Origin of the sequence: Enterococcus phoeniculicola ATCC BAA-412, assembly GCF_000407505.1 — a bacterium.
Classification (GTDB): Bacteria; Bacillota; Bacilli; order Lactobacillales; family Enterococcaceae; genus Enterococcus_K; species Enterococcus_K phoeniculicola.
This window is the reverse complement of record NZ_ASWE01000003.1, coordinates 112,989-139,222: the sequence shown is the minus strand read 5'-3', so window position 1 is coordinate 139,222 and position 26,234 is coordinate 112,989. Positions and strand designations below refer to the sequence as shown.

At 37.9% G+C, this 26,234-nt stretch carries 24 protein-coding genes and 1 pseudogene; 7 read left to right on the top strand and 18 right to left on the bottom strand.

Annotated features, from left to right (window positions below; translation table 11 throughout):
- Positions 1-27: 27 nt before the first annotated feature.
- The 3 genes from fusA to rpsL form a co-directional block, all read right to left on the bottom strand.
- The gene (gene fusA, locus I589_RS11385) at positions 28-2,115 is read right to left on the bottom strand and encodes an elongation factor G (RefSeq protein ID WP_010767912.1); all 2,088 of its coding nucleotides are present in this window, start codon (positions 2,113-2,115) and stop codon (positions 28-30) included.
- A gap of 79 nt (positions 2,116-2,194) precedes the next feature.
- Positions 2,195-2,665 carry a 30S ribosomal protein S7 gene (rpsG, locus tag I589_RS11380; protein WP_010767911.1) on the bottom strand — a complete coding sequence of 157 codons (471 nt, stop codon included), beginning with the start codon at positions 2,663-2,665 and terminating at the stop codon, positions 2,195-2,197.
- 62 nt (positions 2,666-2,727) lie between these two features.
- On the bottom strand, positions 2,728-3,141 hold the full coding sequence (rpsL, locus tag I589_RS11375) for a 30S ribosomal protein S12 (protein ID WP_010767910.1): 414 nt from the start codon (positions 3,139-3,141) through the stop codon (positions 2,728-2,730).
- A 325-nt stretch (positions 3,142-3,466) separates the two neighbouring features.
- Here rpsL and rpiA point away from each other — a divergent pair, with 325 nt between their 5' ends.
- From rpiA to gpmA, 3 genes are all read left to right on the top strand, one after another.
- Positions 3,467-4,162 carry a ribose-5-phosphate isomerase RpiA gene (rpiA, locus tag I589_RS11370; protein WP_010767909.1) on the top strand — a complete coding sequence of 232 codons (696 nt, stop codon included), beginning with the start codon at positions 3,467-3,469 and terminating at the stop codon, positions 4,160-4,162.
- Between the two features lie 118 nt (positions 4,163-4,280).
- A complete protein-coding gene (locus tag I589_RS11365; RefSeq protein ID WP_010767908.1) occupies positions 4,281-4,868 on the top strand; it encodes a recombinase family protein in 588 nt (195 codons plus the stop codon).
- Positions 4,869-5,063: 195 nt separating this feature from the next.
- A complete protein-coding gene (gene gpmA, locus I589_RS11360) occupies positions 5,064-5,750 on the top strand; it encodes a 2,3-diphosphoglycerate-dependent phosphoglycerate mutase (RefSeq protein ID WP_010767907.1) in 687 nt (228 codons plus the stop codon).
- Positions 5,751-6,141: 391 nt separating this feature from the next.
- On the opposite strand, the gene I589_RS11355 is transcribed toward gpmA, so the two are convergent.
- The 13 genes from I589_RS11355 to I589_RS11295 form a co-directional block, all read right to left on the bottom strand.
- Entirely contained in the window at positions 6,142-7,332 is a 1,191-nt protein-coding gene (locus I589_RS11355; protein WP_010767906.1) for an iron-containing alcohol dehydrogenase, read from the bottom strand.
- A gap of 148 nt (positions 7,333-7,480) precedes the next feature.
- Positions 7,481-8,185, bottom strand: coding sequence for a purine-nucleoside phosphorylase (deoD, locus tag I589_RS11350; RefSeq protein ID WP_010767905.1), 705 nt, complete (start codon positions 8,183-8,185; stop codon positions 7,481-7,483).
- A 22-nt stretch (positions 8,186-8,207) separates the two neighbouring features.
- Positions 8,208-9,026 carry a purine-nucleoside phosphorylase gene (locus I589_RS11345; protein WP_010767904.1) on the bottom strand — a complete coding sequence of 273 codons (819 nt, stop codon included), beginning with the start codon at positions 9,024-9,026 and terminating at the stop codon, positions 8,208-8,210.
- A 10-nt stretch (positions 9,027-9,036) separates the two neighbouring features.
- Positions 9,037-10,203, bottom strand: coding sequence for a phosphopentomutase (gene deoB / locus I589_RS11340; protein WP_010767903.1), 1,167 nt, complete (start codon positions 10,201-10,203; stop codon positions 9,037-9,039).
- A gap of 110 nt (positions 10,204-10,313) precedes the next feature.
- The gene (locus I589_RS11335) at positions 10,314-11,267 is read right to left on the bottom strand and encodes an ABC transporter permease (RefSeq protein ID WP_010767902.1); all 954 of its coding nucleotides are present in this window, start codon (positions 11,265-11,267) and stop codon (positions 10,314-10,316) included.
- A complete protein-coding gene (locus I589_RS11330; RefSeq protein ID WP_010767901.1) occupies positions 11,267-12,397 on the bottom strand; it encodes an ABC transporter permease in 1,131 nt (376 codons plus the stop codon). The genes I589_RS11335 and I589_RS11330 overlap by 1 nt, the downstream gene beginning before the upstream one ends.
- Complete coding sequence (locus I589_RS11325; protein ID WP_010767900.1) at positions 12,390-13,958, bottom strand: ABC transporter ATP-binding protein; 1,569 nt, start codon at positions 13,956-13,958, stop codon at positions 12,390-12,392. The genes I589_RS11330 and I589_RS11325 overlap by 8 nt, the downstream gene beginning before the upstream one ends.
- 204 nt (positions 13,959-14,162) lie before the next feature.
- A complete protein-coding gene (locus tag I589_RS11320) occupies positions 14,163-15,266 on the bottom strand; it encodes a BMP family lipoprotein (protein ID WP_010767899.1) in 1,104 nt (367 codons plus the stop codon).
- Positions 15,267-15,328: 62 nt separating this feature from the next.
- On the bottom strand, positions 15,329-15,718 hold the full coding sequence (locus I589_RS11315; protein WP_010767898.1) for a cytidine deaminase: 390 nt from the start codon (positions 15,716-15,718) through the stop codon (positions 15,329-15,331).
- Between the two features lie 15 nt (positions 15,719-15,733).
- On the bottom strand, positions 15,734-16,396 hold the full coding sequence (deoC, locus tag I589_RS11310) for a deoxyribose-phosphate aldolase (RefSeq protein WP_010767897.1): 663 nt from the start codon (positions 16,394-16,396) through the stop codon (positions 15,734-15,736).
- 14 nt (positions 16,397-16,410) lie between these two features.
- Positions 16,411-17,712: a pyrimidine-nucleoside phosphorylase gene (locus I589_RS11305; RefSeq protein WP_010767896.1), complete on the bottom strand. Its 1,302-nt coding sequence runs from the start codon at positions 17,710-17,712 to the stop codon at positions 16,411-16,413.
- A gap of 124 nt (positions 17,713-17,836) precedes the next feature.
- Positions 17,837-18,862, bottom strand: a complete 1,026-nt coding sequence (locus tag I589_RS11300; RefSeq protein WP_010767895.1) for a LacI family DNA-binding transcriptional regulator — start codon at positions 18,860-18,862, stop codon at positions 17,837-17,839.
- Between the two features lie 656 nt (positions 18,863-19,518).
- Positions 19,519-20,124 carry a class I SAM-dependent methyltransferase gene (locus I589_RS11295; protein ID WP_010767894.1) on the bottom strand — a complete coding sequence of 202 codons (606 nt, stop codon included), beginning with the start codon at positions 20,122-20,124 and terminating at the stop codon, positions 19,519-19,521.
- Positions 20,125-20,352: 228 nt separating this feature from the next.
- On the opposite strand from I589_RS11295, the gene coaA reads away from it, so the two are divergent.
- The 4 genes and pseudogenes from coaA to I589_RS18800 all read left to right on the top strand — a co-directional run.
- Positions 20,353-21,276, top strand: a complete 924-nt coding sequence (gene coaA / locus I589_RS11290) for a type I pantothenate kinase (protein WP_010767893.1) — start codon at positions 20,353-20,355, stop codon at positions 21,274-21,276.
- 69 nt (positions 21,277-21,345) lie between these two features.
- Positions 21,346-22,902: a glutamine-hydrolyzing GMP synthase gene (gene guaA / locus I589_RS11285; protein WP_010767892.1), complete on the top strand. Its 1,557-nt coding sequence runs from the start codon at positions 21,346-21,348 to the stop codon at positions 22,900-22,902.
- 480 nt (positions 22,903-23,382) lie between these two features.
- Entirely contained in the window at positions 23,383-24,027 is a 645-nt protein-coding gene (locus I589_RS11280; protein WP_010767891.1) for a histidine phosphatase family protein, read from the top strand.
- Between the two features lie 692 nt (positions 24,028-24,719).
- Positions 24,720-24,851 (top strand): annotated as a pseudogene (locus I589_RS18800) (hypothetical protein); the annotation flags it as partial.
- Between the two features lie 53 nt (positions 24,852-24,904).
- Here I589_RS18800 and I589_RS11275 read toward each other — a convergent pair.
- Together I589_RS11275 and I589_RS11270 are read right to left on the bottom strand one after the other, a co-directional pair.
- The gene (locus tag I589_RS11275; protein WP_010767890.1) at positions 24,905-25,147 is read right to left on the bottom strand and encodes a DUF3977 family protein; all 243 of its coding nucleotides are present in this window, start codon (positions 25,145-25,147) and stop codon (positions 24,905-24,907) included.
- A 372-nt stretch (positions 25,148-25,519) separates the two neighbouring features.
- Complete coding sequence (locus I589_RS11270; RefSeq protein ID WP_010767889.1) at positions 25,520-26,008, bottom strand: hypothetical protein; 489 nt, start codon at positions 26,006-26,008, stop codon at positions 25,520-25,522.
- Positions 26,009-26,234: the final 226 nt, after the last annotated feature.

Sequence of the window (26,234 nt, the reverse complement as noted above, 5' to 3'; positions counted from 1 at the left end):
AATAGTAAACAAGTTTTTTAATACTTATTATTTACTTTCTCCACCATTTTTCTTAATAATTTCTTCTTGGATAGATTTTGGTACGTCTTCATAGTGGTCAAATACCATCATAAATGTACCGCGACCTTGTGTTGCAGAACGTAATGTTGTTGCATAACCGAACATTTCAGCTAGTGGGACAACCGCATTAACGATTTGTGAATTTCCGTGTGCTTCCATACCTTCAACACGGCCACGACGACTTGTAACATGTCCCATAATATCACCTAGGTAATCTTCTGGTACAGTGATTGTTACTTTCATCATTGGTTCTAAGATAACTGGATTAGCTTTCTTAGCAGCGGCACGTAAAGCCATAGACGCAGCAACACGGAAGGCTGTTTCATTCGAATCGACATCATGGTATGAACCATCATAAAGTTTCGCTTTAATATCCACTAATGGATAACCAGCAAGAACCCCATTATTCATTGAATCTGCTAATCCTTTTTCAACAGCAGGAATGTATTCACGAGGAACCACACCACCGACGATTGCATTTTCAAATTCGAATCCTTTACCTTCTTCGTTAGGTGTAAATTCAACCCAAACGTGTCCGTATTGTCCTTTACCACCAGACTGACGTACAAATTTACCTTCAGCTTGGGTAACAGGCGCGCGGAATGTTTCACGATAAGATACTTGAGGTGCACCAACGTTAGCATCAACGTTAAATTCACGTCTCATACGGTCTACTAAAACGTCCAAGTGAAGTTCTCCCATACCTGAGATAACTGTTTCGCCTGTTTCAACGTTTGTTTCAACACGGAATGATGGATCTTCTTCAGCAAGTTTTTGTAGAGCAACACCCATTTTATCTTGGTCAGCTTTTGATTTAGGTTCAACAGCGACTTGGATAACTGGTTCAGGGAATTCAATTGACTCAAGGATAACTGGTGCATCCAAGGCACATAGAGTGTCCCCTGTTGTTGTATCTTTCAAACCAACCGCAGCTGCGATATCACCTGAGTACACTGTATCAATTTCTTTACGTGTATTCGCGTGCATTTGAAGAATACGTCCAATACGTTCTTTTTTACCTTTAGAAGCATTCAATACGTATGATCCACTTTCAAGGATACCAGAGTATACACGGAAGAAAGTTAAACGACCTACGAATGGGTCAGTCATAACTTTAAATGCTAATGAAGCAAATGGTGCAGAATCATCAGCAGGACGAGTTGTTTCTTCGTCAGTCTTAGTGTCAATCCCTTTAATCGCATCAATGTCTAATGGAGATGGTAGGTAAGCTAATACCGCATCTAACATTAATTGAACACCTTTGTTTTTGAAGGCAGAACCAGCTAAAACTGGGAAAAATTCAACGTCAATTGTTGCTTTACGAATTCCAGCTACTAATTCTTCTTCAGTAATTTCTTCACCATCAAGATATTTCATCATCAATTCTTCATCAGTTTCAGCTACAGCTTCTACTAATTTTTCACGCCATTCTTCAGCAAGCTCTTGATAGTCTTCAGGAATATCAGTTTCTTGAATGTCAGTACCTAAATCGTTAGTATAGATTTCGGCTTTCATTTTAATCAAGTCAATGATTCCAGTAAACGTTTCTTCTGATCCAATTGGAATTTGAATCGGATGAGCATTTGCTTGTAAACGGTCATGCAATGAATTCACTGAATAGAAGAAGTCCGCACCAAGTTTATCCATTTTATTACAGAAAACAATACGTGGAACTTTATATTCAGTTGCTTGACGCCAAACTGTTTCAGTTTGTGGTTCAACACCTGATTGTGAGTCAAGAACGGTTACAGCTCCATCAAGTACACGTAGTGAACGTTGAACTTCAATAGTGAAATCCACGTGTCCAGGAGTGTCAATGATGTTTACTCGATAACCCTTCCATTGTGCAGTTGTTGCTGCAGATGTAATTGTAATACCACGTTCTTGTTCTTGTTCCATCCAGTCCATTTGTGAAGCACCTTCGTGCGTTTCACCAATTTTATGGATTTTACCAGTATAGTATAAGATACGCTCAGTTGTTGTTGTTTTACCAGCATCAACGTGGGCCATGATACCAATATTACGAGTTTTTTCTAATGAAAATTCTCTAGCCATCTCAGTTTGTTCTCCTCTCTTTATTCAAATCGATTGCAAAACTGTCTGCTGCAGCTTTAGGCTGCAGACAGAGAGGATCTTACCAACGATAATGTGCAAATGCACGGTTTGCATCTGCCATTTTGTGTGTGTCTTCGCGTTTTTTAACAGACGCGCCAGTGTTGTTAGCGGCATCCATAATTTCTTTAGCTAAGCGTTCTTCCATTGTGTGTTCACCGCGCAAGCGAGCGTAGTTAACCACCCAACGAAGACCTAATGTTGTACGACGTTCTGGACGAACTTCAACGGGTACTTGATAGTTAGAACCACCGACACGGCGAGCTTTAACTTCAAGAACAGGCATAACGTTCTTCATTGCTTGTTCAAAAACTTCCAATGGATCGTTCCCTGTAGATTCTTTAATAATGCCAAATGCATTATAGATAATGTTAGCAGCAATCCCGCGTTTTCCATCAACCATTACACGGTTGATTAAGCGAGTTACTAATTTTGAGTTATAAATAGGATCTGGTAAAACATCACGTTTTGCAACTGGACCTTTACGTGGCATCCGTAACTCCTCCTTCCGAAATATTTCTATTATATAGTTTCATTTGTAGTTTCAGTTCAAAATTAAGCTTTAGGTCTTTTAGTTCCATATTTAGAACGGCTTTGTTTACGGTCGTTAACTCCCGCAGTATCAAGCGCGCCACGTACGATATGGTAACGTACCCCTGGTAAATCTTTTACACGTCCACCGCGTAATAGTACCACGCTATGTTCTTGTAAGTTATGTCCAATACCTGGAATATAAGCTGTAACTTCGATTAAGTTAGACAAACGAACACGGGCATATTTACGTAAAGCTGAGTTCGGTTTTTTAGGTGTCATAGTTCCCACACGAGTACACACACCACGTTTTTGTGGAGAGTTCACATTCGTTTGAGATTTTTTGAAGCTGTTATATCCTTTGTTCAATGCTGGTGAATTTGATTTATCCACCTTAGATTTACGAGGTTTACGTACTAATTGGTTAATTGTAGGCATTCCTTGTTTTCCTCCTTCCTTAATTCGCTTTGTTAGTTCCACACATCCAGGTGGTTCTTTTTAGGCGATAAAAAATAATGCAATCTCTGCATCCTTTATCAAATATGCTTTGATAAACAGTCAGCACGTCTCTAAACAGAGACCTGTAGATAAAGCACCTTTGTTAGAATAGCATGATTCAGCCTACGTGTCAACTGACTTCTAGAGGTTTTTCATCTATTTTCAAAAAATAAAAAATAGATTGGAAAAATTGCCTCGCTCTATCTTTTTAATAGAAGAAAAGTTAAACTATTAAAGAAGAAGATTCTGCAAAGGATGGGTGATTATGGAATTAAAGCAAATGGTAGGTATTGAAGCAGCAAAATATGTGAAGGATGGAATGGTTGTTGGGCTTGGTACTGGCTCCACAGCAAAGTTTATGGTGGATGAGATTGGTCGTCGTATAAAAGAAGAGGGTTTATCAATCGTTGGGGTAACCACTTCAAAAAATACAGAAAAACAGGCCTTGGCTTTAGGAATTCCTCTAAAAAGTATTGATGAAGTTGAAGTAGTTGATCTTACAATTGATGGGGCTGATGAAATCAGTCGTGATTTCCAAGGGATTAAAGGTGGCGGTGCTGCCCTATTATTCGAAAAAATTGTAGCTACGTATTCAAAAGAATGTATTTGGATTGTTGATGAATCAAAAATGGTGGAGAAGCTTGGTGCTTTTGCTTTGCCAGTCGAAGTCATGCCTTATGGTAGCCAACAACTTTATCGGTTATTTGAGAAAAAAGGGTTTGCACCTAGCTTTAGAAAAAATGAAAACGGCGATACACTCACAACCGATGGTGGACATTACATTATCGACTTGCATTTAGAGGTTATTGAAGACCCGCGTGCACTGGGTACTTATCTGGATCAGTTGGTAGGTGTGGTGGAACATGGCTTGTTTTTAGATATGGTAAATAAAGTAATTGTTGGTCATGAAGAAGGACCAGAAACACTAAACTCTCCTCATAATCCAAGCTTACCTCATTAAAAATATTCAATATATAGATAATTTTTACCATTTTTTCATCAAAAAGCTACCATTTCAAAACGCTTTATGCTACATTTTTTATAATATAAAGTAGTAATGAACGCAGAGAGGTTAAAAGATGAAAATTATTGGTTATGCACGAACAACGATCATCAATGATGATTTAGACATTCAAATTGCGCGTTTGACAGATTTTCGCTGCGATGAAATTTTCCATGAATCATGCACAGAGACTCCTAGTCAAACAAGCCTTGCTGACTTACCAACTGTTTTAAGCACGCTGGAAAAAGGGGACACATTGGTTATTTGTCAACTTCATCGTTTAGGTAAATCAACTCGTCAATTGACTGAGCTGATGCAGCAGTTCAAACAGTTAGGAATTCACTTAGTCAGTCTACAAGAAGAGATTGATACACGAACCGCTTCTGGAAAAGCCTATTTCCAATTAATGGATGGACTGGCAATGATGGAGTGCTCGCTCATCAAAGAACGTACCCTCGTCGGATTAAATGAGGCTCGAAAAAGAGGAAATATTGGTGGTCGTCCAAAAATTGATGGTCGTACAGTAAAAAGAATTCGCCGGATGTATTTCGATCAAAAAGAAAAAATCCAACAAATCTCCAACAAATGTGGCGTGTCTATCGGAACTTGCTATAAATATATTAATCTTTCTGAATCAGATGTTCAGAAATTTTTGGAAAAGTAAATGAGTATTAGCTGCTATGTTTTCTTTTAGAAGGAACAAAAAACTGACTTTTCGTCAATTTTTGTTCCTTTTTTTCTTCTTTTATCAGCTTGTGAAACTTTTCTCAGTTTTTCAATGGAAATCTTGATGAAAACATTGTACAATAAGAAAGGAATTGAAAATTTCAGAAACTATATTGTAAAAGGAGCGCTATACATGCCAAAATTAGTTTTCTCTCGTCACGGTCTTAGTGAATGGAATGCATTAAACCAATTCACTGGTTGGGCTGATGTTGATTTAGCACCAGAAGGAATTGAAGAAGCAAAAGAAGGCGGACGTAAAATTAAAGAAGCAGGAATTGAATTTGATATTGCCTACACTTCTGTATTAACTCGCGCAATTAAAACTTGTAACTTCATCTTAGAATATTCTGATCAATTATGGGTACCTCAAGTAAAATCTTGGCGTCTAAATGAACGTCATTATGGAAAATTACAAGGACTAAACAAAAAAGAAACAGCTGAAAAATACGGAGATGAACAAGTTCACATCTGGCGTCGTTCTTATGATACTCTTCCTCCATTAATGGATCCAACAGATGAAGGGTCTGCTGCAGGCGACCGTCGTTATGCAATGTTAGACAAACGTGACGTTCCTGGAGGAGAAAATTTAAAAGTTACTCTAGAACGTGCACTACCTTTCTGGCAAGATGAAATTGCCCCTGCATTATTAGATAATAAAACTGTTTTAGTTGCTGCTCACGGAAACTCATTACGTGCACTAGCTAAACACATTGAAGGAATCTCTGATGAAGACATCATGGATCTTGAAATTCCAACAGGACAACCTCTTGTTTATGAATTAAACGATGATTTAACTGTTGCGAAAAAATATTATCTATAAGATAAATACTCATAAAAGAGTGGGACAAACCTCATGAGAGCAATAGCCCTCATGGTGTTTGTCCCACTTTTTCCTCTTATTTGCTTCCTGCATACTTTTTAGGAAACAAATCCTACCTTCTTTCCTTATACTTTTCATTTTATACTGTATATTCGCGGTTCTTACGCACTTTGATTTTTCAGTCACCTATGTAAGAAAACACTTAGATTTTCGATACTATCTGAAAAAGCACTACTAAAAAAGAGTGAATTTGACGATTCATCCGTCAGAACTCACTCTAAATTATTTTTAAAAACCAGATTTTTCTTTCCATTACAATAAAATCGAATTTAGCACACTCAATTTCAGACTATTTACCTAGAAAGTTTTGTCTCTCTAATAAGTAAGCCTCTTACAAAAAATTAGATTTCTTCATGCTTGCCTGATAAATGGCTACCACATCTTCTTCATGAAGCGGAACAAATGCTTTTGTGCTGATTACACTATGAGCAACTGCTTGCTTTGCCATCTCTTCAAATTTTGAGTCATCTGTAATCCCAACTTCCGGTAAGGTCATTGGAATACCACAGGATTGGAAAAAGTCGTATGTTTTTTGAATAGCCATACGTGCGGCTAACTCAGGAACCGTTTCAGTAATTCCCCAAACTTCATTCGCAAAACGTGCAAATTTCGGTGCGGTTTCTTCATTTAATACATGAAGCATCCAGCGTGGCGTCAAGATTGCTAAGCCAATTCCATGGGTAATATCATAAAATGCACTTAACTCATGCTCCATTGCATGGCATGACCATGCTCCATTTTTCCCGCTGCCTGTTAAGCCGTTCAACGCAAGGCTGCTCGCCCACATAAGATTTGCACGAGCATCATAGTCATCAGGTGTCTGTAACGCAATTGGGCAGTTTTTGATAACTGATTTCATAAGTCCCTCGGCAATACCATCCTGTACATCTGTTCCGGGAGTTAAGTCAAAATAATTTTCAAATAAATGACTTAGAATATCGGCAGAACCTGCTGCAGTTTGAATCTTAGGTACCGTAAATGTATTTTCCGGATCTAAAAATGAGACTTTAGGCAGCATTGAAGGACCACCCATTCCTAATTTTTGATTCGTATGCATATTTGAAATAACCGCACCTGCATTCATTTCACTTCCTGTAGCCGCTAGCGTTAAAATAGTGATAATTGGTAGAGCAGGTCCCTTATAACCTTTTCTCTCCAGCACTAAATCCCATGGTGTTTTTTCTGAATAGAATCCCGCAGCGATAGCTTTTGAACAATCAATCGTTGAACCACCACCAACAGCCAAAATAACTTCAACTTTATTTTCTCGACAACTGTCAATTCCTCGTTGAACGGTTTCCACTCGTGGATTCGGTTCCACACCTGACAAGTCGAACACCTCAAAAGATGCCTCTTTTAATCGAGAAGTCACTTCATCGTATAAACCATTTTTCTTTATACTTCCACCACCATAAACAAGTAATACTCGCTTACCAAAAGCACCTAGCGCTTCTGGCAGTTCATCCAAACGATTTTTCCCAAAACGAATATCTGTTGTTACGTGAAATCGAAAATTTTCCATACTCTTTCTCCTCTCAAATTCTTTTTTCTTTTATTTTAGCACACGGGAAAAGAAAAAAGCTGGAAAAAGAATTCTCTTCTCCAGCTTCTACTCACTCTTTAGTTTTCTAAAAACCTCATCCACATCATTGAACTTATAGTCTAAAAAACTAACGAATCGCTGCCTCTAAGCCTACATGAATCATATCAGCAAACGTTGTCTGTCTTTCTTCAGCCGTTGTTTCTTCCCCTGTGATTAAATGATCACTCACTGTCATGATTGCTAACGTTTGAACGTTGAATTTTGCTCCTAGATAATACAAGGCAGCAGCTTCCATTTCGACACCCATAACACCCAAATCGGCAAGCTTCATCGTTTCTGTCAAATCATCTTTGTAAAAAGAATCTTCCGACAAGACATTTCCAACATGTGTCGTAAAGCCTTTTTCTTTGGCTACTTCATACGCTTTTAATAACAAATCAAAGTCTCCGATTGGAGGAAAATGAAATGCTTGGAAATTCTTTTCAATCATCGAAGAGCTTGTTGCTGCTCCTTGAGCGATAATCAAATCGCGAACATGAATTTCTTTTGCTAGCGCACCACACGTGCCCACACGAATCAGTTTTTTCACACCATATTCATTGATTAATTCATGGGCATAAATAGTAGCAGAAGGCATCCCCATACCCGTTCCTTGAACAGAAATACGTTCTCCTTTATAAGTTCCTGTATAGCCCAACATGCCTCTAACATTGTTGTAGCAGACCGCATCTTCTAAAAATGTTTCTGCAATATATTTCGCACGTAATGGGTCTCCAGGTAATAAAATTTTGTCAGCAATTTCTCCTTGCTTGGCTTCAATATGAACGCTCATAAAAATCTCCCTTCTATTATACTTATAAGACTGCTAGTGTCTCTTTAATTAATGATTTAAATTCTGCTTTTACACGCTGCGTAGTTTCTACAACTTCTTCGTGATTCAGATTAGCTTGCATTCCAGCAGCTAAGTTTGTAATACAAGAAATTCCTAAAACCTTTAGTCCGTTATGAACTGCGACAATCACTTCTGGAACCGTAGACATACCTACCGCATCCGCACCAAGTGTACGAGCCATACGAATTTCTGCGGGCGTTTCATACGTTGGACCTGAAAATCCCATATACACGCCTTCTTTCATATGAATGCCTTTTTCATTTGCCACTTCTTTTGCTTTTTCACGATAGTCCATGGTGTACGCTTGACTCATATCCGGGAAACGCGGACCTAAATTCTCCTCATTTGCACCAATCAATGGATTTGTACCGGTAAAGTTTAAATGATCTGTAATCAACATCAAATCGCCTGGTTCAAAGGATTCATTTACACCACCGCTTGCATTTGTCACCACAACAGAGTGTGCATTCAGTGCCGCCATAACACGAACCGGATAAGTAACGGTTTCCATTGAATAGCCTTCATAATAATGAAATCTTCCCTGTAAAGCTAAGACCTTTTTCCCTGACAATGTACCATAAACAAGCTGCCCTGCATGTCCTGCTACAGTTGAGACTGGAAAATTGGGAATTTCTTCATAGCTAATCGCAATTGCTTCTTCAATTTCTTCCGCCAATTCGCCCAAGCCTGAACCTAGAATTAAACCAAATGATACCTCTTTAATTCCTTTTTCAGCTAGAAAATCGGTCGTCTCTTGTAATTTTTCACTTAACGTTTTCATCTGCACACTCCTATTTTAATAATTTTAAGAAGCTTGTACCATTTTCAGTGGCAGCTACTTCAAAGTTTTCAGCAATTGTTGCAGAAATATCTGCATAGTATCCTTGGCTTAATGCCCCTTGCCCTTTCATCTTCTTGCTATAAACAAGTAATGGCACATATTCACGTGTATGGTCGGTTCCCGGGAACGTCGGATCATTTCCATGATCTGCGGTAATCATCAATAAATCCTCTTCACCCATGGCTTCTATTATCTCTGGGATGCGGGCATCAAATTCTTCAATTGCTTTGCCATAGCCCACAACATCTCGTCGGTGACCAAAGAGAGCATCAAAATCCACTAAATTGGTAAAACTTAGTCCTGTAAACTCTTTTTTCATCACGTCTAATAGTTGGTCCACTCCATCCATGTTACTCTTTGTGCGGACAAATTCTGTGATCCCTTGACCATTAAAAATGTCATTAATTTTCCCAACAGCAATTACGTCTTTGTCTGCTTCTTTCAAAGAATCTAAAACGGTATGCCCGAAGGGATCAAGTGCATAGTCATGACGGTTGCTTGTACGAGTGAAGTTTCCTGGCTCTCCTACATACGGTCTGGCAATAATGCGTCCAATCATATACGGCTCATCTTTTGTGATATCGCGAACGTATTGGCAAATACGATAGAGCTCATCTAAAGGAATAATGTCCTCATGTGCCGCAATCTGCAGCACAGGGTCTGCAGAGGTGTAGACAATTAAATCCCCTGTTTTCATCTGATGTTCGCCGTAATCATCAATCACAGCGGTTCCACTATAAGGCTTGTTGCAGACAATTCCACGTCCTGAAAAATCAGAAATTTGTTTTAATAATTCTTCTGGGAAGCCGTCAGGAAATACGCGGAATGGTTTTTTAATATTTAAGCCCATAATTTCCCAATGCCCCGTCATCGTATCTTTTCCTACTGAAACTTCTTCCAGCTTTGTTGCATATCCTTTATGATCTGCGACTGATTTTACCCCTTTTAACGGGCGAATAGTTCCTAGACCTAAATTTTCTAAATGAGGAATTTTCAATCCAGCTTTATCAGCAATATGTCCGAGGGTATCAGAGCCTACATCACCAAACTTCTCTGCATCAGGTGCTTCCCCAATCCCTACTGAATCCATTACTATCAAATGTACACGTTTAAACATGTCAATTCCTTCTTTCTATTTAGTTTCTTTCTCCATCATACCTTATTTTATTAAAAAAAGGGGCGACAAAGACACGCTGTCCCTTAGTCCCACCCTTTTTCAAAATAACATTATTTAGATTTAATATAATTCTTTCCATTGGCTTTTGGTCCAGACGCTTTTCCTAAAAAAATAACAAGAACCAAGATAGTCAACACATATGGTGCTGCTTGTAAATACACCTCTGGAATAGAAGAGATTACAGGAAGATTGGCGCCTACGATACTGATGTTTTGAGCAAATCCAAAGAAAATTGCCGCTCCCATTGCACCAAGCGGATTCCATTTTCCAAAAATCATTGCCGCCATCGCAATAAATCCTTGTCCGGCGATTGTAGTAACTGAGAAACGACCTGAGATAGACTGGGCAAAAATCGCACCACCCATTCCACCAAAGAAACCTGACAACAATACGCCTGAATAACGCATAAGATAGACATTAATTCCTAAGGTATCTGCTGCCTGAGGATTTTCTCCAACTGCGCGTAACCGCAAACCAAATCTTGTTTTGTACACAATAAACCATGCTAAAATGGCAATGAGGATTGCAAAGTAACCTGGTAAAGTCGTGTTTTTGAAGAAAATTGGACCAAGAACTGGAATGTCCTGCAATACAGGGAAACTAAAATAACCAAAGATTTGATCAATATTATCTGTTTGCCCTTTTTGATAAATCACCTTTACCAAAAAGACAGCTAATGCGGGAGCCATTAAGTTAATCACTGTTCCACTGATAATATGGTCTGCCCGAAGATTGACCGTAGCTACTGCGTGCAGTGTAGAAAACAACATTCCGACTAATCCTCCGACAATAACTGCTACCCATGGCGCCCAAGGTCCCAAGCTTTCTGCAAAAGTTAAGTTAAAGGTAATTGCACTAAATGCCCCCATAACCATGATTCCTTCAAGTCCTACGTTCACAATCCCGCTACGTTCTGAAAATACACCACCCAATGCAGTCAATATCAAGGGTGTGGCATACACTAATGTTTGCGTCACAATTGATGCAATTAATGAAATGTTCATTAGAGGACCCCTCCTTCTTGATCTTCGTCGCTTGGTTTACTTTCAATCGTTTCAACCACTGCCACTTCTTTTTTGCTTCCAGAAGTTTTTGCTAAGATAAATCGAATTAAATAACTGATACCAACAAAGAAGATAATTGAGGCAATCACAACATCTACTAATTCTGGCGGAATACCCACAAACTGCATTCCTTGTCCACCAAGTTTTAAAATACTGAATAGAATAGCTGCTAAGAAAATACCCACAGAACTTCCAGCACCTAGTAAAGAAACTGCCATTCCGTCAAAGCCAATACTCAACGAAGAGCCTTGAACAAAGAAATATTGGAAGGTTCCTAATCCTTGAACAACCCCACCCATTCCAGCTAAACCACCTGAAATAATCATGGAAGTGATGATTGTTCGTTTACTACTCATTCCCGCATACTCCGAAGCAAAAGGATTCAATCCCACCGAACGAATTTCATAACCTAAAGTCGTTTTCTTCATTAATACCCAGACAAGCACTAAGAAAAGGAGTGCTAAGAAAATACCTGTACTTAACCGGGAGCCACCAGTCATTTGTGTCAGCCAATCCACTCGAAGAGAGCCGTTTGCGCCAATCATCTTGGTTACTCCTTTATTGTTCATAATATCAGAATCCATAACATTATTGGCAATATGTGTACTTGCATAAAGAAACACATAGTTTAGCATAATTGTTACAATTACTTCACTCGTTCCAAAGTATGCACGTAAAATCCCTGGAATCGCTGCGGCAACGGCACCTGCTAATGTACCAGTGATGACCGAAACTGGTAAAACAATCCATTTAGATGTATCTGGCATTGAAAGAGCGACCCAAATACTTGCTACCCAGCCGCATAGTGCTTGTCCAGATAGCCCAATGTTAAAGAATCCGGCTGAATTGGCAACAGAAAAGCCTAATGCAGTGAATATTAGCGGGGCAGTCATAACAAAAATTTCCCCAATACTTTTTTGATCTCTAAATGCTGTTTGAAACATAGCTTGATAACCCGTAATCGGCTCATAGCCAAAAATCAGCATAATCACTGCGCCTAATGCAAATCCCATCACAACAGACAGAACCGGTACTAAAATATTCCGAAGTTTTTCTGATTGACTACTCATCGGAACCACCTACCTCTACCTTATTTAGCTCTTTACGTGCGTCCTCTAATGAATAGCCTGCCATCATTAGACCCAATTCATTTTCAGACGTTTCTGCAGGATTTACAATCCCTACAATTTGTCCTCCATGTAAAACAGCAATGCGATCAGAGACGTTCAGAATTTCATCTAGCTCAAAGCTGACCACTAGTACGGCTTTATTTTTATTCCGCTGTTCAATTAGTCGTTTATGGATATATTCAATCGCTCCTACATCTAGACCTCGAGTCGGTTGAGAAACGATTAATAAATCAGGATCTCGATGGATTTCACGTGCGATAATTGCTTTTTGCTGATTCCCTCCAGAAAGAGCTCGCGCAGGAACTAATTCATTGGTAGTTCGAACATCAAATTCTTCAATCAGTTCACGAGCAAGTTGATTCATTTCATTATAGTTCAAGATGCCGTGCTCACTAATAGGCTCTTGATAATAAGTTTGTAAGGCGATATTTTCTGCAAGTGTCATATCTAAAACAAGTCCATATTTGTGCCTATCTTCTGGAACATGCCCCACACCTGCTTCTGTAATTTTACGTGGTGATTTGTTCGTAATGTCATCACCGTTTAACAGAACTTTCCCAGACTCCACTTTTTTAAGCCCTGTAAGTGCCTGTATCAACTCAGTTTGTCCATTTCCATCAATTCCGGCAATCCCTAACACCTCTCCAGCACGAACCTCTAAACTTAAATTTTTCACTGCTGTTAATCCACGATTTTCTTTTACCTCAATATTTTCAACAGATAAAACAACTTCTTTAGGTTCAGCTGGTTTCTTCTCTGTTTTAAAGGAAACTGAACGCCCTACCATCATATCTGCTAATTGTTGAGAAGAAACATTTTTCACATCAACTGTCCCAATACTTTTTCCTCGGCGAATCACTGTACATCGATCAGCAACTTTTTTAATTTCATCCAGCTTATGAGTAATTAAGATAATTGACTTTCCTTCTTTTACCAACCCATGCATAATGTCCATTAACTCCTCAATTTCCTGAGGGGTTAACACTGCAGTCGGCTCGTCAAAAATCAGAACATCCGCTCCACGATACAACGTTTTTAAAATCTCCACCCTCTGTTGCATCCCTACAGAAATATCACGAATATAAGCATTTGACTTTACAGAAAGCCCATATTGCTCAGAAAGCTTTTCAATCTCTTTTACTGCTTTTCTACGATCTAAAATCCCCAACCGGTTCGGTTCATTTCCTAAGATAATGTTCTCTGTTACTGTAAAGGCATCCACTAGCATAAAATGCTGATGAACCATTCCGATTCCTAAACGATTGGCAACAGTCGGACTCGAAATAGCAACTTTTTTTCCATCCATATAGATATCTCCAGAGGTTGGTTGCAGTAAGCCTGACAAAACATTCATTAACGTTGACTTTCCAGCGCCATTTTCTCCCAACAATGCATGAATTTCTCCACGCTTCACTTGCAAATTAATTTGGTCATTTGCTTTAAAAGTGCCAAATTGCTTTGTAATGTCACGCATCTCAATGACAAAGTTTTCTTGAACCACGTTTTTCCACATCCTAACGATTTTTAATCCCTTGCAACAGTCTACAAATAAGTGCTATTTCTATAATATTTAATACTTTTGAGAGTGATTAGACTCTTAGGAAAACAATGCTTAAAAGCGCAGCTTTCCTAAAAGACTATCATTTTTGATTGAAGCATAGCCCTGCTAAACAAATCGTTCAACAAGGCTATGAAATTGCTTCTATTACTTAGCTGGTGCTTCTGGTACTTCAACGTCGCCCGCAATTACTTTTTCTTTTGCAGAGGCTACGGCAGTTTTTGCTTCATCTGAAAGGAATCCATCAGTTAAATCTACTCCGCCATCTTTCAAGCCATAAACTAAATGTTCTCCACCAGGGAATTTTCCTTCTAGTGCACGAGTAGAAATATCTTCTACTGCAGCACCCACGCCTTTAAGTGTAGAAGTCAAAGTAAAATTATCATCTTTTCCTTCTTTTTTATTTTTGTATTTTCCTTCATCTTGTTGGTCGCTATCTACGCCGATAACCCAAACTTTATCTTTGTCGCCTGCTTCGTTCAATGCTTTCGCTTCTTGGAAGACACCCGCTCCTGTACCGCCTGAAGCATGATAAATAATATCTACTCCACCTTGATACATTGCCGCTGCTAATGCTTTTCCTTTTGCTGAATCACCAAATGAAGCTGCATATTTCACATCAACTTTAATATCTTTTTTCAATTCTTTCGCAGCATCTGCTACGCCTTTTTCAAATCCAGCTTGGAAGCGATCGATTACTACGCCTTCTTCCCCGCCGATAAAGCCTAGTTTATCTGTTTTTGTTGTGTAGGCTGCTGCATATCCTGCTAGGTAAGCTGCTTCATTATCTTTAAATGTTGCAGAAACAACATTGTCTTGATTTTCAATGACATCATCAATTAAAGCAAAGTTTACATCTGGATTGGCTGTTGCTCCAGCTGCAATTGAATCTTTTAGTAAGTATCCAATACCAAAGACTGTTTTAAACCCTTGAGAGACTGCTGAATCCACATTTGTTGTGTACTGAGATGCATCATCTGACTGAATAAAGTCATAGCCGTTTGCGCCTCTAGAAATATCGTGCTCTTTTCCCCAAGCTTGAAGACCTTCCCAAGCAGATTGGTTAAATGAACGGTCGTCTACTCCGCCAACATCTGTTACGATAACAACACTATGTTCGGCATCTGTCTTTCCTGATGCACTTCCACCAGTTGAATCTGTAGAATCTGTTCCGCCTTTTCCACACGCGCCTAACACAAGTGCCGCTGTTAATGCCACCGCACCAAGACCAAATAATTTTGCTTTTTTCATTTCTGTAAAGCCCCCTATATTATGAGTTTTTTTCAACAGTCTATGACTGAATTGAACAAGGTTTATAAATCTTTTTCCGTAAATGCATACGGTAGTAATTCCCGAACCGTCATCTGCGTTTCAACCTGATTATCACCTAACAAGGTCACTGGCATATCTGGATCACAAAATTCTGCCATCACTTGTCGACAGGCGCCACATGGTGAAATTGGTTCTGGGGTATGTCCTGCTACTACTAAATGAATAAATTCTTTTTCTCCTTCAGAGACCGCTTTAAAAAATGCCGTTCTTTCTGCACAATTGGACAGACCAAAAGAGGCATTCTCAATGTTGATTCCTTGATACGTTTTTCCATCCTTGGTCACTAAGCACGCACCAACTGGAAAATGAGAATACGGAACATACGCTTTATCTAAGGCAGCAATTGCGATATCCTTCCATTCTTGCTCCATCCGCTTTTCCTCCATTTAGTAGCCTTCTCCAGTTGTTCCAGAAACAATCGAAACGCCTGCACTTGTTCCAATACGACTTGCACCTGCTTCTACCATTGCCAATGCTTCTTCTGCATTATGAATACCGCCAGAAGCCTTTACGCCCATATCTGGTCCCACTGTTGCACGCATGATTTTCACGGCTTCCACTGTCGCACCACCTGTAGAAAATCCGGTAGAAGTTTTGACAAAATCAGCGCCTGCTGCTTTCGCTAATTCACAAGCTTTAATGATTTCTTCATCAGATAATAAAGAAATTTCGATAATTACCTTTACTAACGCTTTATCTTTTGCTGCATCAACAACTGCTTGAATATCTGCTTGGACAGCATCATACTGTTTTGATTTTAATGCGCCTATGTTAATGACCATATCCACTTCATTTGCTCCGTTTTCAATGGCATTTTTTGTTTCAAAAGCTTTTGTCGCAGATGTATTTGCTCCTAATGGAAAACCAATCACTGTACAAACCGCAACAGATTCATCCTTTAGTTCTTTACTAGCTAAAGACACCCATGTTGGGTTAATACAAACAGAATAAAAATGATGTTGCTTTGCCTCTTCGATAATACGCAGCACGTCTGCTTCTTTTGCATCTGCTTTTAAAATTGTGTGGTCAATCATTTGATTTAATTCCAATTTTTACCAACTCCTTATTCTGTAATTATATCATGGATCAGCTTTGGTTCTTGCGCTGACACACCGATTTCAATATTTTCATACAATAACTCTTTCACTGCTTCAATTTCTTTTGTATTACTATAAATTGTCAACAAAGACTCTCCTTCAGAAATAGTCTCACCAATCTTTTTATGAAGCTTTAACCCTACTGCATGGTCAATGGCATCTTCTTTTGTCTTACGTCCAGCGCCTAACATCATTGCAGCAATCCCAATTTCATTTGCAACTAACTTCGTGACAACTCCTGCTGATTTTGCAGGCAATTCATATGAATATTGTGCAGTTAAAATCATCTCTGGCTGATCAATCACCCGTGTGTCTCCACCTTGATTCTGTATCATTTCACGGAATTTATCCAATGCTTTCCCAGAAGTCAATGCTTCTTTTAGCATAGCCCGTGCTTCATCTAACGTTTTTGCTTTTTTCGCTAAGACTACCATTTGACTTCCTAAAACGTAACACATTTCAACTAAATCCTCTGGGCCATTTCCTTTTAGTGTCTCAATAGCTTCCACAACCTCTAAGCTGTTTCCAATGGCTTCCCCCAAAGGCTGAGACATGTCTGAAATAACTGCCATGGTTTGACGATCGGCAAGTGCGCCAATTCGGACCATCGTATGGGCAAGGCGTTTTGCATCCTCTAGACTCTTCATAAATGCTCCGTCTCCAGTCGTTACATCCAAAACGATTGCATTTGCGCCAGCAGCAATTTTTTTACTCATAATTGAGCTTGCAATCAACGGGATAGAATCAACTGTTGCAGTCACATCTCTTAAAGCATAAAGCTTTTTATCAGCAGGCGCTAAATCCCCTGATTGCCCAATTACCGCTACATTACTTTTATTCACTGTTTCAATAAATTCTTCATCAGAAATTTCAACTTTAAATCCAGGAATTGATTCAAGCTTATCCAGCGTACCACCTGTATAACCCAGACCACGTCCAGACATTTTCGCAACAGGTGCACCAACACTTGCTACAAGAGGCGCTAAAATTAAGGTAGTGGTATCTCCCACTCCTCCAGTAGAGTGTTTATCTACTTTAACCCCTTCAATCGAGCGCAAATCGATGATTTCACCCGAATTAGCCATTGCTAAGGTAAGATTGGTAATTTCTTCATCGGTCATATCTTCATAAAAAATAGCCATTAATAACGCACTCATCTGATAATCAGGAATCACATCGTTCGTGTATTCCTCAATGATGAACTGAATTTCTTCTTTCGTTAATGCTAGGCCATTTCGCTTTTTCTCTATCAAATCAACCATTCTCATTTTGAAATTCCTCCAAATCTTCTTTCACATTATACATGAATCAACCATTAGGTAAAACACTTTAGTAAAACAGTTTACCTTTTATAGCAAACGTTACAGAAAACGTTTACACACGCACTATATCTTATTCAGTTTCACTTGTCAACACCTTCACACTCTCACGAATAATTAATTTTGTTTCGAAAGTTTTATTCGGCATTTTTCGATTTGGATATTCAATGGCATTAATTAAAAACTGTGCGGCATAGTACCCAATCTCAAAACTTGGCTGGCGAATAGTGGTCAGTGGCGGGAAAATATACTCGGATAATTTCAAGCCATCAAACCCAATGACTGAAATATCGTCTGGAATCTTCCTGCCTGTTTCATAAATCGCCTGATAACACCCGATAGCCATTGCGTCATTCCCGCAAAAGATTGCGGTAATCTCTTTATTTTTTTGTAGTAGTTCTTTTGCTGCCTCATAGCCTCCTGAAACGGTTAGCTCTCCTGAAGACACAAATCTTCCGGTAAATGGCAGACGATTGTCCTTTAATGCTTGTCGGTAACCATTGAAACGTTCCTCCAGCTGATAATAGCCCGTTGTCTCTTTTAACATACCAATGTACTTATGTCCGTCTTTAATCATCATGTCTACTGCCTGATAAGCGCCTTCATATTCTTTTACAAGTAAACGACCATTATCACGTTGATTTAATCCCCTATCAATTAACATGATTGGCATATGTTTATAAAACCCACTATTTAGGGCATGCTCCTCAGATAGAATATTCGGTGTCGCGAGTAAAATGCCATCCACCGAACGATGTGCCAGCTCTTCTAGATATTGATTCTCCTTCTCTTGGCTATGACGAGAATTGCACAAAATGATGACATAGCCTAAGGAGTTTATGTAATTTTCCACTCCTTCGATAATTTTTGAAAAGAAGAAATCTGTCACATCAGGGACAATCATTCCAATTGTTTTTGAGTGACGATTAATTAAATTTGAAGCAAAATAATCTGGCTTGTACTGATACTCTTCCACTACTTGCAACACACGTGCACGTGTACTTTCACTAAAGCGACTCCCTTTGTTATTTAAAATCTGTGACACAGTCGTTACTGATACCCCAGCTAATTCAGCAATCTCCTTGATTGTCAACTTCATCGTTTCCACCCCTTTTTCAAACTCGCATTCAGTGTACCAAATTTCGTATGAAAAAAATAGCTATCCGAAATATTAACTCTCGTATAAAGAATGAGGATGGCTATACGTGTACTTCTTTGTTATAAAAAGAAGCCCCTTTTTCTTTTTTTGATGATTTTTCAAAGAAAAACTATACAGTTTCCATTCCTGTTCACTTTTTAGATTCCATTCCTAAAGACATCCATCCTATTCTATTAACTCACAGCTATTCACTCATCACTTGACCGCAAATAGTTTTCCATCATTCATCTATCAACGAGTCGCAAGAAAAGGGAAAGCGCACTAATTCAGAACGCTCAGAAATTGATTCAACAAAAAAAGAGCATTCCCCATCAATTACCTAGGTAAAAATCCCCTATTGGATTGCCTAAGTACTTCCTTATATCCTTTAATACAAAAAAGGTGGGAAATAACTAATTAAGTTACCCCCCACCTTTGTAAAATCTTGATAAACGGCGAGAACAGAAGTAGCTCTTCGAAAATAAGCTGAAATTTCCAAAGATTTGAGGAGCAATCTTCGCGAATTCCTTCTTATTTCTCGGAGTTGAACACTTCTATCACGACCTCAGTTACTTTACCTGACAAATCTACTTGATTTACCTAGCGAAAAGAACAAACTATGCTTCTTTCGTGCTTTTCAAAATATAGTATCCTTTGTCTTTTGTAACAATTTCAACATTGCCAAAGGTTTCAAGCATTTTTTTCTCTGCACTAGGTGCGCCTTGTTTCTTTTGAATAACAATAGTCAGCGTTCCGCCAACTTTCAACAGTGGATACGCACCCGTTAAAATTTCGTGAACAACTTTCTTCCCTGCACGAATAGGTGGATTGCTAACTACTGCCGCATACTCTTTTTGATTCAACGTTTCGTAAATGTTTGATTGGTGAATGTCTGCATGCTCGATTCTGTTTCGCTTCGCATTCCCTTCAGCCAGTCCCACTGCCCGTTGATTGACATCAATCATTTCAATTGGAAACTTACTTGCATAGCCTAAGGACAAGCCGATTGGACCATACCCACAGCCGACATCCAAGATTGTGCCTTCTGGTAATTCTTCCCATGTGAAGGCATCAATTAATACTCTGGAGCCGTAATCTACTGTATCTCTTGAAAACACACCACTATCTGTTACAAACTGAAAGCTTTTTCCTTTCAATTCAAATGACCATTTTTCTAAATCGTGTGCCACATCGGGCTGCTCTGTATAATAATGATTTGACATCGTCTTCACTCCCACATTTCTTCTCTTGCCTAGTCTACCTTTATTTTGTTTGACAGGCAACTTTTCTTCTTTATTTTTCAAGATTAAAGAACATTTATAACAGAAATAAATTGTTCATACGACTCTTTTCAAAAATTCTCTTTTTTCTCATTGAAAACCAGTAGGAAAGTTAGGTGAATCGTTTTATTTTATGGTAAAATAATCAGAGTGATGGTAAGGGAGGATAACATGGACGACAAAATGAATTACTATCAAATTGCTCGAAAGGAATGGCAGGAATTTTACCGAAATGGTGCCGCTCCTTTGACACAAGAAGAATTAGATAGTATAAAAAGCTTTAACGATCAAATTTCAATGCAGGATGTGCAGGATATTTATGTGCCATTAACGCATTTAATTCATCTATATATGAAAGAATTTGAATCTTTAACTGTGAGTAAAGGACTATTTCTCCATGAGTATGTTCCTGTCCCGCCATTTATTATTGGTATTGCAGGAAGTGTTGCTGTCGGAAAAAGCACAACAGCCCGCTTATTGCAGATGATTCTTTCCCGAACTTTCAAACGCCGCAACGTTCAGCTGATTACAACGGATGGATTTCTTTATCCTAATAAAGTATTGGAAGAACGCGGTATTATGGACCGTAAAGGATTTCCTGAGAGCTATGACATGGAAAAGCTGATTGAATTTTTGAATCAGGTCAAGTCTGGCCAAGAAGAAATCAAAGCGCCTCTTTATTCACACAATGTGTATGATATTATTGAGGGAGAATTTGAAACCATACAACAACCTGATATATTGATTGTTGAAGGGATAAATACTTTACAACTGCCGGCAAATCAACAAATTTATGTCAGTGACTTCTTTGATTTTTCAGTCTATGTGGATGCCGATTCATCATTGATAGAAAAATGGTATCTAGATCGATTTGGGGCACTATTGGATACCGCCTTTCGTGATCCGGAAAACTATTACTATAAATATGCGATTGGCGATCGTAAAGATGCTTTTGCTATGGCAAAAGATGTCTGGAATTCTGTGAATTTGAAGAATTTAGAAGAATATATCTTGCCGACTCGAGGCAGAGCAGATATAATTCTTCATAAAACTGAACATCATATCATTGATGAGATTTTTTTACGTAAGTATTAATTTTGCATTTTAGAGACAAGGACAACCTCCTTGCTTTGAGATAAATTTAAATGAATAGGGGTAATAAATGTGACGAACACTTCCGACATGACAAATGTTGAAAAGATTATCGTTTTAGATTACGGTAGTCAGTACAATCAATTAATTACACGCCGTATCCGTGAATTTGGAGTCTTTTCAGAATTATTAAGCCACCGAATTACTGCTGCTGAAGTCAAAGAAATGGCGCCAAAAGGAATCATTTTATCTGGTGGCCCAAACAGCGTTTACGATGAGAAAGCTTTTCGTATTGACCCTGAGATTTTAGAACTAGGTATTCCAATTTTAGGAATCTGTTATGGTATGCAGCTAATTACCTACTGCTTAGACGGAAAAGTTGAGCCTGCAAAAAACCGTGAATATGGAAAAGCAGAATTAGAAGTATTGAGCGCACAGGCTGCTTTATTCCAAGACACACCTAACAAGCAAACTGTTTGGATGAGTCACGGAGACTTAGTCACTGAAGCACCTGCTGGATTTGAAGTTGTAGCGACAAGTAAAGATTGCCCTATTGCATCTATCCAAGACAGTGAGCGCAAATTCTACGGCGTACAATTCCATCCGGAAGTTCGTCATTCTGAATATGGAAATGATTTACTGCGTCATTTTGCAATGGATGTTTGTGGCTGTACTGGCAACTGGACAATGGATAATTTCATCGACATGGAAATTGAAAAAGTTCGTAAAAAAGTCGGAGACAAAAAAGTCCTTCTGGGTCTTTCAGGTGGAGTAGATTCAAGTGTCGTTGGTGTCCTTCTACAAAAAGCAATTGGTGACCAATTAACGTGTATTTTTGTTGATCATGGGCTATTGCGTAAAGGGGAAGCTGACCAAGTAATGGAAAGTCTAGGTGGAAAATTTGGACTAAATATTATTAAAGTTGATGCAAAAGATCGCTTCTTAGATAAACTTAAAGGTATTTCTGATCCAGAACAAAAACGAAAAATTATTGGAAATGAATTTGTCTATGTTTTTGATGACGAAGCAACAAAATTAGACGGAATCGATTTTCTTGCCCAAGGAACGTTGTATACTGACGTGATTGAAAGTGGAACAGAAACTGCACAAACAATCAAGTCTCACCATAATGTAGGTGGTCTTCCTGAAGATATGCAATTCCAATTAATTGAACCTTTAAATACCTTATTCAAAGATGAAGTTCGTGAGTTAGGAACACAATTAGGCATGCCAGATTCAATTGTTTGGCGCCAACCATTCCCTGGACCAGGACTAGGTATCCGCGTACTCGGTGAAATTACGGAAGAAAAGCTAGAAATCGTTCGCGATTCTGATTTCATTCTACGTGAAGAAATCGCTGCTGCTGGCCTTGACCGTGACATTTGGCAATACTTCACTGTTTTACCAGGTATCCGTTCCGTTGGTGTAATGGGCGATGGCCGTACGTATGATTACACTGTAGGAATCCGTGCAGTCACTTCCATCGATGGAATGACCGCAGACTTCGCAAGAATCCCATGGGATGTACTGCAAAAAATTTCCGTACGAATCGTAAACGAAGTCGCACACGTAAATAGAATCGTGTACGACATTACGAGTAAACCACCAGCAACGGTGGAGTGGGAATAAAGAGTCAACATAATATGAATGGGGAATGCCGATAAATCAACGTTTTTCAACTTATGAAATGCTTGATTTTCATTAAAAATGATATGGTTCCCTACCATTTTCCCTACCAAAATAAAACCCTGCTAAGATGTTTCTTGGCAGGGAATTTTTTTGTGATTCTGCTTTTAAAAAGATAGATAACCTCACAAACACATATTTTCAATTTATTAATAGAATTGTTCACTTTTCTATTTATCTAAGACTTCTTTAACCATCAAACTATTTCTTTCTATGTTGAACTTGAAGATAGCTTTATTTCAACACCTCCAAGTCGAAGAACAAAAGGTGGGTATTCTCCTTCTAATATCTACATTCCGCCGTTACGCTTTTACTTTAGCGTTGTTGGGAGCAGGTAGTTCTGGTACAATGTTAGTAATTTCTTGGTTCGACTATTGCCGATAAGGTGAAGCAATTACGTAGGATTATTTCGGAGGATAAAACATGAATTCAACAGTTACTTTCTATATTACTCGACATGGGGAAACATTACTTAACTATTTACATAAAGCACAGGGGTGGGCAGATTCCCCATTAACTGAAAGAGGAATACAAGCAGCTTCACAATTAGGACAGCAACTAAAAAATGTCCAATTTTCATCTGCATTTTCCAGTGATACATCCAGAGCGTTACAGACTGGAAAAACCATATTAACTGCACAGGGACAAAATGAACTACAAGTTATTACTGATAAAAGACTCCGTGAGTGGTGTTTGGGCTGCTGGGAAGCAGAAAATAATACTACGTTTATTTCCAGTATGATGAATGAATTACAGATACAAAATGATTTTTCAGAACTTAATTTTCGTCTGCAGGAAGTTCATGAGGTCATTTATAAATCCGACATAACAGGTATGGTTGAACCGTTTCATATGATTACGGATAGATTGGAAAGTTTTCTCAAAGATACAGCTGATAATCTTATTCACTTGAATAATCCAAATGTCCTGATTGTTACTCATGCTTTTGCTATTAAAACATTGCTGTATTTGTTTTCAAAAGAAATGTTGCGAAAAAAACCTAAAATCAAAAATGTCGATATTATTACTATTAAATGGGATGGTAAAAGTTTTTCTATCCTTCCATGATAAGTATAATGCGCCTTTACGGCTCAGGCTCAGGGCGATGATGAGAATTAAGAAAGAAACTGGAAGTAAGGTGCAAGATGTTTACAACAGCCAATATGGAAATCTGAAATATATCGAAAAGAATAATATCGCACTACTTACATAGAAACATAAATACAGTTATAATCCTCTTTGAAATACTAGTCTTAAACATATCTACTTTTTATTAATTCACTGAACATAATTACATAGTCTTTTTTACAAATTCTTTTTCATGTTCTTTTCTGCCGAAAATACGCGCAATACTAGCAAAAACCAGTGTATTCTTGTGTTGTTCTATTAAAACTTTGCAGTAATAGCATGTCGCTAACTTATTTATGGTCTATTGTCTAGTCTCAAACGTTTTATAACCTAACGCTAAATCTCTAAAACATTCTGCATCTGTTTTTAATTTATGAACCATTCTTTAATTTTTAAATCGTTTGTCATTAAATATTAATGTACGAATATCTAATAACAATTTTAATTCCTCATTTCTTTCAACTGCTACTTTCTATGGTCTGCCTAAATAATCTATAGCATAAACATGTAGTTATACAGGAATTAATTAATATGTTTATTATTTGTAGAGAAGAATTGTTTTTTAAAGATGCTAAATATTTTAAAGCAATCGTTTCCACTTATTGAAAGATTAATCTTTTTTATATGAGAGAAATGTTTTCTTATTTACTAACAGGTTATTTTATTATAAATCAGGAGAAGTGAGTAAGAAAATTCAACTCATAAGCTACATTATCGATATCTTTAAAGTACTTAATTGTAATAACTTCTTTTCTAACTTATAAAAAATATTTTGAAGATTTAATTAATTGATATTTTTTCATACATACGAAAATATTTAAACCTCAGAGTGGATTCCAAATACCAACTTAAAAGCATTTCGTTTTTTTTTACTAAATTTGATGCCCTCACTTGAATCGATAATCATAACTTTTTTCGCCATCCATAATCTTACATATACTGATTTGATACAAATTTTTCCACTTACTCCTTTTACTTCATATTCCGTTCCATCTTTATTTTCAAACTCTGTACGAACTATCCAAGTATTTCCGATACCAAATTCAACGTATTTTCCCATCATACTCTCCTTAAATAAATTAGTGTAGAAATGATTTAGATTGTTTTTCCTCAATATCTAAAACGTTACTTTTTCTTTTCTATCAAAAATTATACGTAGTACGAAAGTTTGTCGCAAGCTAACTAAACTAGTATAAAGATTTTACAATCAGCAAAAGACGTCGACCTTAAATTTCCTTCCATTCTATGCATCATCAGATCTATAATTTCATGAGGCTAAAAACTTAAGACAAGAACCACTGGTAAAACTTTTAAATCTCATAGGTATGAAAACAAGTTATGTCAATTATAAAAAAAGGGCTATTTGCCAATTCACCTTCTCTGAAGTTGGGACAAACACCCTCTCGCTGTGTTAACTTTTTATTGTCTTATTTTACTTTTTATCATACTCAACTGCATATTCAACACCTAGGTCATCTTTTACTCGTTTTTCGTTGTCATCGACCCAATAAAATTTATAAGAATAACTGTCTCCCTTTAGCTCAGTAACCTTTTTATCCGTATCAACAATAACTTCTGCTGATTTAATTATTCGAGTGAAGTTCTGTATCAGCTCTCCCTCATCAAAGGATTCTTTGGGAAACTCTTTTTTTAAATACGTCTCTGTCTCTTTAATCTTTTCATCGTCTTTCAAATTCTTTGGCAACTGATTGATATTATTCGCTAATTGAAATTCTTTATCAATGGTCAATTTCCCATCGACTAGGTTATAATCAGCCTTATTTTGCAGTGTTCCATTATTGGAAACTTGGTAAATATGTACTACTTTATTGTTTGTATTCTCTTTGTTGCAAGCGCTTAAAATAAATAGCCCAATGAAGCATAACCCGACGCCAACTACTAATCTTCTAATCTTTTTCATAATAAACCTCCTCCTTTCAATAAGTTTACCACAGCACTATAGGTAAGATAAAATGAAAATAGGCTGGAAGAATCCTTCCTGTTCCTCCATCATAAAACGCTGTCTTATATTTGTCACGATATCATTTTTTTAATAACAATCACCTGATAATTATTGGCTCGTATATTGTTCGCTTTAGTTGGCTGCCTTCATTTCTTAATAGATATTGGGGAATAACATGTTTTAA